This is a genomic window from Streptomyces sp. bgisy100, assembly GCF_057709105.1.
The window spans coordinates 95,303-108,082 of the sequence record NZ_JBYITE010000018.1; the positions used below are offsets into that span (position 1 = coordinate 95,303).

Annotated in this window: 10 protein-coding genes; 4 read left to right on the plus strand and 6 right to left on the minus strand. The window is 72.7% G+C overall.

The annotated features are described in order from the left end of the window. Positions 1–103 precede the first annotated feature (103 nt). Together scy and mce are read right to left on the minus strand one after the other, a co-directional pair. Positions 104–3,904 (minus strand): polarized growth protein Scy, encoded by a 3,801-nt coding sequence (gene scy, locus AC3EQ1_RS15175; protein WP_432094850.1) that lies wholly within the window; start codon positions 3,902–3,904, stop codon positions 104–106. Positions 3,905–4,131: 227 nt separating this feature from the next. Then, positions 4,132–4,572, minus strand: coding sequence for a methylmalonyl-CoA epimerase (gene mce, locus AC3EQ1_RS15180; RefSeq protein WP_351509850.1), 441 nt, complete (start codon positions 4,570–4,572; stop codon positions 4,132–4,134). A gap of 136 nt (positions 4,573–4,708) precedes the next feature. Between mce and AC3EQ1_RS15185 the strand changes: the two genes are divergently transcribed. Both AC3EQ1_RS15185 and meaB read left to right on the plus strand, forming a co-directional pair. Continuing rightward, positions 4,709–5,920 (plus strand): acetyl-CoA C-acetyltransferase, encoded by a 1,212-nt coding sequence (locus AC3EQ1_RS15185; protein ID WP_432094826.1) that lies wholly within the window; start codon positions 4,709–4,711, stop codon positions 5,918–5,920. Between the two features lie 271 nt (positions 5,921–6,191). Then, positions 6,192–7,157: a methylmalonyl Co-A mutase-associated GTPase MeaB gene (gene meaB, locus AC3EQ1_RS15190; protein ID WP_432094827.1), complete on the plus strand. Its 966-nt coding sequence runs from the start codon at positions 6,192–6,194 to the stop codon at positions 7,155–7,157. 525 nt (positions 7,158–7,682) lie between these two features. On the opposite strand, the gene AC3EQ1_RS15195 is transcribed toward meaB, so the two are convergent. Beyond that, positions 7,683–8,333: a PepSY domain-containing protein gene (locus AC3EQ1_RS15195; RefSeq protein ID WP_432094828.1), complete on the minus strand. Its 651-nt coding sequence runs from the start codon at positions 8,331–8,333 to the stop codon at positions 7,683–7,685. Between the two features lie 126 nt (positions 8,334–8,459). Between AC3EQ1_RS15195 and AC3EQ1_RS15200 the strand changes: the two genes are divergently transcribed. Further along, complete coding sequence (locus tag AC3EQ1_RS15200) at positions 8,460–9,125, plus strand: response regulator transcription factor (protein WP_432094829.1); 666 nt, start codon at positions 8,460–8,462, stop codon at positions 9,123–9,125. Next, positions 9,118–10,557, plus strand: coding sequence for a sensor histidine kinase (locus AC3EQ1_RS15205; RefSeq protein WP_432094830.1), 1,440 nt, complete (start codon positions 9,118–9,120; stop codon positions 10,555–10,557). Before AC3EQ1_RS15200 ends, AC3EQ1_RS15205 begins: the two co-directional genes overlap by 8 nt. A gap of 79 nt (positions 10,558–10,636) precedes the next feature. Here the strand turns inward: AC3EQ1_RS15205 and AC3EQ1_RS15210 are convergent, their stop codons facing one another. The 3 genes from AC3EQ1_RS15210 to AC3EQ1_RS15220 form a co-directional block, all read right to left on the minus strand. Continuing rightward, positions 10,637–11,113 (minus strand): MarR family winged helix-turn-helix transcriptional regulator, encoded by a 477-nt coding sequence (locus AC3EQ1_RS15210; protein ID WP_432094831.1) that lies wholly within the window; start codon positions 11,111–11,113, stop codon positions 10,637–10,639. A gap of 118 nt (positions 11,114–11,231) precedes the next feature. Further along, a complete protein-coding gene (locus AC3EQ1_RS15215) occupies positions 11,232–12,020 on the minus strand; it encodes an AIM24 family protein (RefSeq protein WP_432094832.1) in 789 nt (262 codons plus the stop codon). Continuing rightward, entirely contained in the window at positions 12,017–12,667 is a 651-nt protein-coding gene (locus AC3EQ1_RS15220; RefSeq protein WP_432094833.1) for an AIM24 family protein, read from the minus strand. Before AC3EQ1_RS15220 ends, AC3EQ1_RS15215 begins: the two co-directional genes overlap by 4 nt. Positions 12,668–12,780 lie beyond the last annotated feature (113 nt).

Consider the following 12,780-nt stretch of genomic DNA (forward strand, 5'->3'; position numbering starts at 1 on the left):
GAAAGAGACCGGTGAGGTGATAGGTGGAATCCTAGGGGCGCAAGCGGCGTGTCATCGAGTCAACGCAGGTTTGATCTGGAGAATGACCCCTCTTTCGGGTGGCTCACCCCTCGGACTGCTTGCCACCCGAACGCGAAGCGCCCGCTCCGGCAGCCGCCTTGACGCCGTTCTCCTTGTTGCCGCCCGGTGTCTCAAATGATTCCAACGCCTCCAGCACGTCCTGGACACGGGAGATCTCCGCATTGATGTCCTCGCGGCGCCGCACCAGCACTTCGAGCTCGCGCTTCCCCTCGTCGAGCATCCGCTCGGCCTCCTCCGAGGCCTCGGTGCGCAGCTGGTCCGCCTCCCGCAGGATCGCCGCCTTCTTCTGCTCGGCCTCCTTGAGCAGCCCCTCCGCCTTCTTCACCGCGGCGATCCGGACCTTGCTCGCCTCGCTCGTCGCGTCCGAGACCATCGACTTGGCCTTCTCCCCGGCCTCCGTCAGCTGGTCGTCGGCCGCCTTGACGAGCTTGTCCACCCGCTCGCCCGCGGACTTCAGGGCCTCCGCCGACTCCCGCCGGGCCCGGTCGTGCAGCTCCTCCATCTCGGCCTCGACCCGGGTCCGCAGCTCCTCGGCGCGCTCCCGGGTCGCGGTGGCGTCCCGGCGGGCCTCGCCGAGCAGGGTGTCGGCGTCCGTACGGGACTTCTCCACCCGGGCATGGGCCTCGTTCGTCGCCTCCGCGACGAGCCGGTCCGCCTCCGTGCGGGCGGCGCCCACCATCGTGTCGGCCTGCTCCTCGGCGGCCGCGGCGGTGCGCACGGCCTCCTCCTGGGCCTTGGCCATGAGCTGGTCCGCCTGCTCGGCGGCCTCGCCGCGGCGCTTGCCCGCCGCCTGCCGGGCCTCGTCCAGCAGCCGGTCCGACTCCTCCTGGGCCTCCTGGCGCATCCGCTCGGCCGCCGCCTCGGCGTCGGCCTTGATCCGGTCGGCCTCCGCCCGGGTGACCTGCGCGTGCTCCTGCGCCGAACCGACCGTGGCGGCCGCCTCGTTGCGCAGGCGCTCCGCCTCGTTCGCGGCCTCCGTCATCAGACGGTCGGCCTGCTCCGCGGCCTCGCCGCGGCGCCGGTCCGCCTCCGAACGGGCCTCGTCCAGCGTGCGCGTGGACTCCTGCTGGGCCGACTCCAGCCCCTGGGCGGCCTCGGTGCGCAGCCGCTGGGCCTCCTCGGTGGCCTCGCCGACCGTGCGCTCGGCCTCGGCCGTGGCCTCCGTGACGAGTCGGTCGGCCTGCTCGGCGGCTTCGGAGCGCTTCTGGTTGGCCTCCTCGCGGGCCGCCGACCGCAGCCGGTCGGACTCCTCGATCGCCTCCGAAACCGTCCGCTCCGCCAGCGACTTGGCGGCCTCCGCCTCGCCCTGCGCCTCGCGCCGGGTCCGCTGCGCGTCCTCGGACGCCCGCTCCCGCTCCGCGTAGGCGTCGGAACGGACCCGGTCGGCCTCCTCCTGCGCCTCCGTCCGGGTGCGCTCCGCCGCGTGCTCGGCCGCCGACCGCAGCCCGGCGATCTCCTCCTCGGCCTGCTCGTGCAGCCCCGCGACGGAGTCCCGCACCTGCTGCGCGGTCTGCTCGGCAGCGGACACCAGCTCCGCGGACCGCCGCTCCGCCTCCTCGACCAGACGCTGCGCCTCGGCCTGCGCCTCCTCGACCCGGTGGCGGGCCGTGGCCAGCAGCTCCTCGCTCTGCTCGCGCGCGGCCGACCGCTCCTGGTGCGCCTCCTCGCGGGCGTCGCCCAGCATCGTCTCGGCCTCGCGCCGGCGGCGGGACGCCTCCTCCTGGGCGGCGGCCAGCGCCTCCGCGGCCTCGGCGCCGGTACGTTCGGCCGCCGCGGCGGCCTCCGCCCGCATCCGGTCCGCGGTCTCCAGGGCCTGCGCCCGCAGCTCCTCGGCCTCGGCCGCGGCCTCGCTGCGCAGCCGTACGGCCAGCGCCTCGCCCTCGGCACGGGAATTCGAGGCGTCCGCGGCGGCCTCGGTGCGCAGCCGCTCCGCCTCGGTCTCGGCCTGCTGCTGGAGCGTCCGCTGCCGCTCGGCGGCCTCGGCGCGCAGCCGCTCGGTCTCCTCGGCGGCCTCCTTCCGCAGCCGCTCGGCCTCCGTACGGGCCTCCCGCAGCGCCTCCTCGGCCTCGGTGACCCGCTCCTCGGCCGCGGTGTGCAGCCGGGTCAGCTCCTCCTCGGCCTCGGCCCGCCGGTCGCGGGCGGCCTGCTCGGCCTCCTCGCGCAGCTGCCGCGCCTCCTCGGCCGCCTCCTCCGAGGTCTTCAGGGTCTGCGCCGCGGCCTCCGAGCGCAGCTCCTCGGCCTCGGCACGGGCCCGCTCCAGGGCGTCCTCGGCCTGCCGGCGCAGCGTCGTGGCGCGCTCGATCGCCTCGGTGCGCACCCGCTCGCTCTCGCTGCCGGCGCTGGTCCGGAGCTGCTCGGCGTCCTCCTTGGACTTGGCGAGCAGCCCCTCGGCGGTGCTGGCCGCCTCCTCGATCTGCTGGACCGCCTCGCGCCGGGCCTCGCTGCGGATCCGCTCGCCCTCGGCGACCGCCTCCGACCGGAGCTGTTCGGCCTCGCCGCGCAGCCGGCGGGCCTCCTCCTGCAGTTCGACGGCCTTGGCGCGGTACTCCTTGGTGTCGTCCTTCGCCGCGCCCTTGAGCTGCTCCGCGCTGTCGTGCGCCTCGGCGCGCAGCCGGTCGGCCTCGGCCTCCGCCTCGCGGCGGATCCGGTCGGCCTCCTCGGTCGCGGCCCGGGTGGTGTCCTTGGCGTCCTCCGACGCCTTGGTCAGCACCTCCTCCGCGCTGCGGGCGGCCTTGGCGAGCTGCGCCGCGGAGTCCTCGGCGGCGCTGGTGCGGGCGGTCTCCTGGGCCTCGGCGAGGACCCGGTCGGCGTCCGCCTGTGCGTCGGTGCGCAGTTGCTCGGCCTCGGCCTTGAGCGCCTCGGCCTCCTTGGTGGCCTCGCCCACCAGCCGGGCGATCTGCGCCTTGGCGGTCCGGGTGCGCTGCTCGTTCTCCGACTCGGCGGTGCTCAGCCGCTTCGCCGCGGCGGCGGACGCCTCCTCGCGGACCCGGTCGGCCTCGGCCCGCGCCTCGCGCAGCGCCTCCTCGGCCTCCTTCATCCGCTGCTCGGCGGTCCGGGTCAGCTCGGTCGCCTGGCGGCGCGCCTCGTCCGACTCCGTGGTGGTGGAGGTGCGCAGCTGCTCCGCGTGGTCGGTGGCCTCCTGGGCCTGCGTCGACGCGGCGTTGAGCAGCCGTTCGGCGTCGGTCCGCGCCCGGCGCAGGATGCTCTCCGCCTCGCTGCGGGCCGCCTCGGACTCCGAGACCAGCCGCTCCCGGGCCTGCTCGGCCAGGCGGTGGGCCTCGGCCCGGGCGGCGGCCAGCGCCTGCTCGGACTCGGCCCGCGACTCCTCCATGAGCCGGCGGGCCTGGGCCTCGGAACGGGCCCGCAGCTGCTCGGCCCAGGCGACGTTCTCGTTGACGTGCGACTCGACGGTCTGCCGGCGCTCGGCCAGCTCCTCGTCCAGCCGCTGCCGCCGGGCCACCGCCTCGGCGTGCAGCTCGGCCTCCAGCCGGGCCTGGCGCTCGGCCTGGTCCTGCAGCAGGTGCTGGGTCTGGGCCCGGGCCTCGCGCAGCTCGCGCTCGGCGTCCGCCCGCAGCTGGTCCGCCTGGATCTGGGCATTACGGAGCATCTGCTCCGCCTGATAACCGATGTCCCCGGTGTCGTAGGCAGGACGGGTCGCGAGGTTGCGGCGCGCCTCGTGCAGCTTGGCGCGCAACACCTCGACCTGGTAGCCGAGGTCGTCGGCGTGCTGGACGGCCTTCTCCCGCTCGGTCTTCAGCCGCTCCATCTCGGCCTCGAACTTCGAGAGGTGGTCGTCAGCCTCGTAGCGGTCGTAGCCCCGCACTGCGCGGTCCCATCCGTCCCCTGGTCGCGTCGACACCGGCGATCGTCCTGCCTTTCCAGGAGCCGGCCCGTTCTCCGATCTGCCCTGTCCTTCGCGGTACGTGCTCTGATGCTGCTCTAGTACGTGCCTGTCGGAGAATGGTGTCAGATCGTCGGCGAGGTATGGGTCACAGCCCCCAACCCGAACCCCGGCCGAGCGGCCACTCTACCGGCCGGGGGACGAAGAGGTCAGTGGTCGTCGGCGGAGGCGGGGTTGGCGGTGACGAGTTCGGTCAGAACACCGTGGCAGTCCTTGGGGTGCAGGAACGTGATCCGGGAGCCCATGGAGCCGGTGCGCGGCTCGTCGTAGAGCACCCGGACGCCCTTGCCGCGGATGTCCGCGGCGTCGGCGTCCACGTCCGCGGTGCCGAAGGCGATGTGGTGCACGCCCTCGCCGTTCTTGGCCAGCCACTTGGCGACCGTGGAGTCCTCCCGGACCGGTTCCAGGAGCTGGAGGTAGGAGGCACCGCCGTCCGAGGTTTCGTTGATCTTCAGCATGGCCTCGCGCACGCCCTGTTCCTCGTTGACCTCGGTGTGGAACACCTCGAAGCCGTACGTGGCACGGTAGAACTCAACAGTCTTGTCGAGGTCGAAGCAGGCGATCCCGATGTGGTCGATTCGCGTCAGCATGGCTCCAGTGCACCGCCCGTTCATGTGGTTACGCAACGTGCGCGCGATCACACCTGCTGACCGGTGACCAGGCGCGTACCGCTCAGTACATTGACGAAAACCCTCGTTAACTTCCTTCCCCCGAAGGGGCCGCACCATGACTGGTACGACCGGCACCACCTCTGTGATCGTCGCAGGCGCCCGTACGCCCATGGGGCGTCTGCTCGGATCCCTGCGCAGCTTCTCCGGAGCCGACCTCGGCGGCTTCGCCATCAAGGCCGCGCTGGACCGGGCGGGCATCGGCGGCGACCAGGTCCAGTACGTGATCATGGGCCAGGTGCTCCAGGCCGGAGCTGGCCAGATCCCCGCCCGGCAGGCGGCGGTCAAGGCCGGAATCCCGATGAACGTGCCCGCGCTGACGGTCAACAAGGTCTGTCTGTCCGGTCTGGACGCCATCGCGCTGGCCGACCAGCTGATCCGCGCGGGCGAGTTCGACGTCGTGGTCGCGGGCGGCCAGGAGTCGATGACCAACGCCCCCCACCTGCTGCCGAAGTCCCGTGAGGGCTACAAGTACGGCGCGGTGGAGATGCTCGACGCCATGGCGCACGACGGGCTGACCGACGCCTTCGAGAACGTCGCGATGGGCGAGTCCACCGAGAAGCACAACACCCGGCTGGGCATCAACCGTCCGGAGCAGGACGAGATCGCGGCCCAGTCCCACCAGCGGGCCGCCGCGGCGCAGAAGAACGGCCTGTTCGAGGCCGAGATCACCCCGGTGGAGATTCCGCAGCGCAAGGGCGACCCGGTGATCTTCGCCAAGGACGAGGGTATCCGGGCGGAGACCACCGCCGAATCGCTCGGAAAGCTGCGGCCCGCGTTCGCCAAGGACGGGACGATCACCGCGGGAAGCGCCTCGCAGATTTCCGACGGTGCGGCCGCCGTTGTGGTGATGAGCAAGGCCAAGGCCGAGGAACTGGGCCTGGAGTGGATCGCCGAAATCGGCGCTCACGGGAATGTGGCCGGTCCGGACAACTCGCTGCAGTCGCAGCCGTCGAATGCGATCGAACACGCCCTGGGCAAGGACGGGCTGACCGTCGGGGATCTTGATCTGATCGAGATCAACGAGGCGTTTGCCGCGGTGGCGGTCCAGTCAATGAAGGACCTGGGAGTTTCCTCCGAAAAGGTGAACGTCAACGGTGGCGCCATTGCCCTGGGCCACCCGATCGGCATGTCCGGTGCGCGGATCGTGCTGCACCTGGCGCTGGAGCTCAAGCGGCGGGGCGGCGGAACGGGTGCCGCGGCGCTCTGCGGCGGCGGTGGCCAGGGTGACGCCCTGATCATCCGGGTGCCGCGGAACGGGACGAAGTAGTCCGCGGGACGGCACGAAGTGGTCCGCGTCCGCGGAACGGACGGGTCCGGGCCGCGGTCCGGAAGGATCCGGGCGGGCCCGGAGGGTTCCGGGTGTGGTCCGGAAGGATCCGGCCGCAACGGTCGAAGGCGGTCCCGGGTCCGCGGGCCGCGGACGGTGAGCGGGCACCGCGGACGGTATGGGGCCGGCGCGGAACGGCAGGAAGCCGGTCGCGGAACGGCAGAGGCCCGCGGTCGGTGCGACGGCTCGGGCGAGCGCGAGGAGCGGAACAGTGGTTGACGTCCCCACCCTGGTCGAGCAGGCACGCCAGGGGCGCCCCCGGGCCGTGGCCCGGCTGATCTCGTTGGTCGAGGGGGCGTCGCCGCAGCTCCGCGAGGTGATGGCGGCGCTCGCCCCGCTGACGGGCGCGGCGTACGTCGTCGGGCTGACCGGCTCCCCCGGAGTCGGCAAGTCGACCTCCACCTCGGCGCTCGTCTCCGCGTACCGGCGGATCGGCAAGCGGGTCGGGGTGCTCGCCGTCGACCCCTCCTCGCCGTTCTCCGGCGGTGCGCTGCTGGGCGACCGGGTGCGGATGAGCGATCACGCGTCCGACCCCGGGGTCTACATCCGGTCCATGGCCACCCGCGGCCACCTCGGCGGACTCGCCTGGGCCGCGCCGCAGGCGATCCGGGTGCTCGATGCCGCGGGCTGCGACGTGGTGCTGGTGGAGACCGTGGGTGTGGGGCAGTCGGAGGTCGAGATCGCCTCCCAGGCCGACACCAGCGTGGTCCTCCTGGCCCCCGGGATGGGGGACGGGATCCAGGCGGCGAAGGCCGGAATCCTGGAGATCGGTGACGTCTACGTGGTCAACAAGGCCGACCGGGACGGGGCCGACGCGACCGCGCGCGAGCTCAACCACATGCTGGGACTGGGTGAGGCGCGGGCCGCGGGCGACTGGCGTCCCCCGATCGTGAAGACCGTCGCGGCGCGGGGCGAGGGCATCGACGAGGTCGTCGAGGCGCTGGAGAAGCACCGGGCCTGGATGGAGGAGCACGGAGTGCTCTCCGAGCGGCGGGCGCGGCGGGCGGCGGGCGAGGTCGAGACGATCGCCGTCACCCGGCTGCGGGAACGCATCTACGACCTGCACGGGGACCGGCGGCTCGGGGCGCTCGCGGAGCGGATCGTGGCCGGGGAACTCGATCCCTACGCGGCTGCGGACGAGTTGGTGGCGGGGCTGACGGAGGGCTCGGGAAGCTGACTCGGCGGGCGCGGTTCGGTGCCCCCTGGTACGTGGTGGAGCCCCCGAGGTGGTCCTCGGGGGCTCCGGTGTTGGGGGCGGGTTCGTGCGGGATACGGCGTGCGGGTGCGTTGAGCGTTGTGCGGTGGTGGTGGGTGCGCCCTGCGCAGGTGCGTGGTGACGGGGGCCGGGGCACTCCGGGGTGTGGGGTCCTGGAACGTATATTTACGGGCCTGGCGGCCCACAAATACACGGCAGCTTCCAGGACCCCACACCCCTGCGACCCCGGCCCCCTCCCGCCGGTGGGCGACTTTCCCGGTCCTTGGGCGGAGGTGTGGTCATGCCCGCTCGGCCGCCTGCCCCGTTCGCGGGCAGAGGTGCGGTCATGTGACCTCGGTCGTCCCGTTGCACGGGCGGGGAGTGGTGACGCGGCCCCGGACCTTGGGCGGGTGTGTGGTCTGCCCGCCGGGCGGCCGTTGCCCGTTACCGGGCGGGGGAGCGGTCATCGGGCTCCCCCGTCCGGTGGGTTCGGTCGACGCGGGGCCGTCAGTCGTCGTCGGAGTCCTGGTCGTCGTCCGAGTCGTCGTCGTGGTCGGCGGTGACGGTGGCCTTGGCGGTGTTCTGGTCGACGCGGACGTCTTGGCCCTGGCCGTGCTTGTTCTGAAGCTCGACCTCCCAGGCGCCGTCGTCGAACTCGACCGAGGTGACCTTGCCGGGGGCGGCCTTCTGGGCGGCTGCGACGGCTTCGCGGGCGTCGGTCTTCGCGTTCTTCACGGCCTCGCCGTTGTCGTCCTCCTGCTCGGTGTGGTTGCCGAGCACGCGGCCGTTGCCGGCGTCCAGCTTCAGCTCGTGCCAGGTGCCGTCGTCGCCGAGGACGTCCACGTCCCAGACGACGCTCTTCGCGGTGTCGTCGTCCAGCTCGGCCGAGGCGACCGTGCCCGGCTGGGCCTTCAGTGCCTTGGCCACGGCCTGTGCCGCGTCCGTCGTGGCGGCGCGGGCCTCACGGGCGTCGTCGGTGTCGCGGTCGTCCGCGTCCCGGTCGTCCATGTCCCGGTCGTCCGCGTCGCGGACGTTCGTGGACGTGGCGCCGGTGGGGGTCTGCGCAGCCGCGTCGTTGCCGGGGACGGCGAAGGCCGAGACGGTGCCGCCGATCAGCGTCGCCGCGGCGACGGTGGCGATGACGATGTTGCGCTTCATGTGTTCCTCCCGCTGTGGTTCGGTATCGCAGTCGGTTGCGATGTGGACCACCGTGCCGAAGTGATGCTGAAGCGGGGCTGAAGCCTCCTGAAGCTCTCTTCAGGTGGGCTTTGGGAAGCTGGGCGCATGCGTTTGTTGATCGTGGAGGACGAGCGGCGCCTCGCGCTGTCGCTGGCCAAGGGCCTGACGGCGGAAGGGTTCGCCGTCGATGTGGTGCACGACGGGACCGAGGGCCTGCACCGGGCGAGCGAGGGCTCGTACGACCTGATCGTCCTCGACATCATGCTGCCGGGGATGAACGGCTACCGGGTGTGCGGGGCGCTGCGGGCCGCCGGGGACGACGTGCCGATTTTGATGCTGACCGCCAAGGACGGCGAGTACGACGAGGCCGAGGGCCTCGACACCGGTGCCGACGACTACCTGACCAAGCCGTTCTCGTACGTGGTGCTGGTCGCCCGGGTCCGGGCCCTGCTGCGGCGGCGCGGGCGGACCGCCTCGCCGGTGCTGACCGTGGGCGGGCTGAGCGTCGACACCGCCGCCCGCCGGGTCACGGTCGACGGCGCGGAGGCGACGCTGACCGCCAAGGAGTTCGCGGTGCTGGAGCAACTGGCGCTGCGCGCCGGCGAGGTCGTCTCCAAGTCCGAGATCCTGGAGCACGTCTGGGACTTCGCCTACGACGGCGACCCGAACATCGTCGAGGTCTACATCAGCGCGCTACGGCGGAAGCTCGGCGCGAAGACCATCGGCACCGTGCGCGGGGCCGGATACCGGCTGGTGGGCGACCGTGCGTAGGGTCTTCGGCACCGTACGGGCCCGGGCGGCGCTGGGGGCGACGGCCGTGGTCGCGGCGGCTCTGATCGCCGCGGGTGTCGCCGTGCTGATGGTGCTGAGCGGCAATCTGCGCGACCAGGCGGACCTCCAGTCGCAGGTCGCGGCGCGGGAGGTCGCCGGGCAGGTGGCGACCGGAGTGCCGTACGGCCGGCTGGACCTGCCCGACGGGGACGAGCACCCCGTGCAGGTGGTCTCCGAGGACGGGGTGCTGCGGGCGGCCAGTGAGGACCTCCAGGCCGTCACCGGCACCGGCACCGCCGAGGTGAAGCCGGGCGGCGCGGCCTCCCGCCCTGCGGGAGGGGAGGACGACGACGGGGACGAGGACGAGGAGGACGCCCCGCGCAGCGGTGAGGTCTCCTCGGACGAGGGGGAGACCCGCGGCGGCACCGCGACCGTGGAGGGCGAGAAGCAGGAGTACCGCTTCGCCTCCGTCGAGGCCACAACGCCGCGCGGGGACACCGTGACCGTCCACGCGGGCTCACCGCTCGCCACCGAGCACGGGGCGGTCGGCGAGGTGCGCATGGCCATGCTGATCGGACTGCCGCCGCTGCTGCTCGTGGTGGCCGGGGTCACCTGGCTGGTCACCCGGCGGGCGCTGCGCCCGGTCGAGGGCATCCGCGGCGAGATGGCCGCCATCACGGCCTCGACCGACCTGTCCCGGCGCGTGCCGGAACCGGACTCCCGGGACGAGGTCGCCCGGCTGGCCCGGACCACCAACGAGACGCTGGCCGCCCTGGAGACGTCGGTGGAGCGGCAGCGGCGCTTCGTCGCCGACGCCTCGCACGAGCTGCGCAGCCCGATCGCCAGCCTGCGGACCCAGCTGGAGGTGGGGGTCGCCCACCCGGAGCTGCTGGACGTCGAGGGCGCGGTGGAGGACACCGTACGGCTCCAGCAGCTCGCCGCCGACCTGCTGCTGCTCGCCCGGCTCGACGCGGGGGAGCGGCCCCGGGAGGGCGGCACGGTGGAGCTGGCCGCCCTGGTGCGCGAGGAGCTGTCCCAGCGCGGTGGAGGACCGGTGCGGCTGCGGGCCGAGGCGGTGGAATCACCCCTCGACGTGGCCGGTTCCCGGAGCCAGTTGGCGCGGGTGCTGGGCAATCTCCTGGACAACGGCCGGCGGCACGCGGCGACGGAGGTGACCGTCTCGCTGCGGACCGAGGGCGGCTGGGCGGTGCTCGGCGTCGCGGACGACGGCAGCGGTGTGCCCGAGGAGCAGCGGGAGCGGATCTTCGAGCGGTTCGTCCGCCTGGACGACGCCCGGAGCCGGGACGACGGCGGTGCCGGCCTCGGTCTGGCCATCGCCCGGGATGTCGCGGAACGCCACGGCGGCACCCTGACGGTCCGCCGGTCGGCGGCGGGAGGCGCCCTCTTCGAGCTGCGCCTGCCCGCCGGCTGAGCCGGGAGGTGCGGGACGGCCGCCGTGCGGCTCCGGGCCCCGGGGGCTGTGGATCGGGCCGAATCCCGAACGACTGCCCCTAGCTGCGGCTGCGCTGGTCGCGGAGGTGGTCGGCCACCGGGGCCAGGGACTCCCTGAGCGCCTCCAGTTCGGCCGCCGGGAGCAGGTCGATGAAGTGCCGCCGCACCGAGGCGACATGGTGCGGGGCGACCCTCCGCATCGTGTCCGAGCCCTCGTCCGTCAGGCAGGCGTAGAGGCCGCGCCGGTCGGACTCGCAGTGCTCGCGGCGGACCAGCCCCGCGTTCTCCATCCGGGTGATCTGGTGGGAGAGTCTGCTTTTGGACTGGAGCGTGGCGGCGGCGAGATCGCTCATCCGCATCCGCAGCTCCGGCGATTCGGAGAGGTTGACCAGAATCTCGTAGTCGTTGTTGGTCAGGCCGAACGGCTGCAGATCCTTTTCGAGCTGGTGCATCAGCAGCTTGTTGACGTCCAGGTGGGTACGCCAGGCGCGCTGTTCGTCGTCGCTGAGCCAGAGGGTGGCCGTCTCGGTCTCCATAGAATGATTCTACCTACAAAAGTTGAAATACGGACCATTTTTGGTGTGTGGCGTCCGTTCCCCCAGGACGCCCGCCCGTGTGTGCAGGCGTTCGACGTTACACTCCGCAGACTACCGCTCACAGCCCGAAGCGACGCTGGAGGCCCCCCAGTGAACCCGGCAGCTGGGGCAGGCCGGGGGCGCCGGCGGGGGTGCCGCCGTGACCGCCGGAGTGGCCGCCGCCCGGCACGCCCTCCTGATGCGGCACCAGACCGGTGTTCTGCTCGGGCATCAGCAGCTCGGTGGACTGGAGCAGCACCTGTCCCGCCCCCACGAACTCGAATTGGTGCTCCTCGCCCGAGGAGCCTCCGATGCCGGTCAGCGCGCGCAGGCCGCCCATGACCCCGCGCAGGTAGCCGTGGTCGTAGTGGTGGCAGGGAGAGGGGCAGTCGGCCCAGCCCACCAGGGCCTGCGGGTCGACCCGGATCGGCGGCTCCACGAAGACCACCGGGCCGTTCGACGCGGCGACGAACGTGCCGGTGCCGATCAGGGTGAGAAAGCCCGGGACGATCGACTGCTTGAGGGACAGCCCCGGCTGGAAGGCCAGCAGGTTGCCGGCGCGGATGGTGAGGTTGCCGTCCTCGAGGTCGTAGGAGTTGACGTCGAAGGCCCGGTCGGCGAGGAGCATCTTGCCCTGTCCCTCGGCGACCACCCAGTCCGAGGCGTGCAGCGGGGAGTGGAAACTGCCCGCGACCAGCCGGTCGAGACGGCCGTGGCCGACGCCCTCGAAGTCGATCCGCCCGTAGTAGGCGATCATCTTCCCCTTCTGGACGAACCACTGCCCCTTCAGGTCGACACAGAAGGTGTAGGCATTGACGTTGTCGTTGACCGGCAGGGTGTGCGGGTCGTGGACGACCGGATCGGTCACAACTTCTCCTCGGAGGCCTGTACGTACACCGCGCCGCTGCCGGAGAGCTCCAGCTGGAACGCCTCGCCCGAGCCGCGCCCCACCATGTCGCGCCAGCCGAGCGCGGTGGACAGCTTGTTCCGCACGTCCCCGTGGTGCGCGACGTACGCCTGGGGGTCGACGTGCACGGGGCGGTCCGGGGTGATGGGAAGCTCGATCACGCCGCCGTGGGCCATCACCGCCACCGAGCCGTGCCCCTTGAGGGTGGTGGTGAACAGGCCCTGGCCCGTCACCTGGCCGCGCACCATGCCCATCACCCCGCCCTGCGAGCCCATGAACATCGTGCCCTGCTCCAGGGTGCCGTCGAAGGCGAGCAGCCGGTCCGCCTCGACGTACAGGGTGTCGCCGGCGAGCTCGATCACCTGGATGTGGTGGCCGCCGTGGCCGAACATCACGGTGCCGCTGCCCTCGACGGTCATCAGCGGCGCCGCCTCGTCGGCGATCCGCCGCCCGATCATCGAGGTCAGACCGCCCTGGCCGCCCTGCGTATTGGGCGTGAAGGTCACCTCGCCCCGGTAGGCGAGCATCGCGCCGCGCTGGCTGAACATCCGCTCGCCGGGCCGGACACGGGCCTCGACCATCTTGGAATTGATCTCCTGAAAGGGCATCAGGCCCCCCTCTCGCTGTGCGTCCGGCGGGTCCGGTGCTCCGGTGCGGCGGCGGACGAGTGCCCGCCGGCCGGACGCGGCACGGCCGGCGGTGGCGCGGCCGGGTGTCCGGC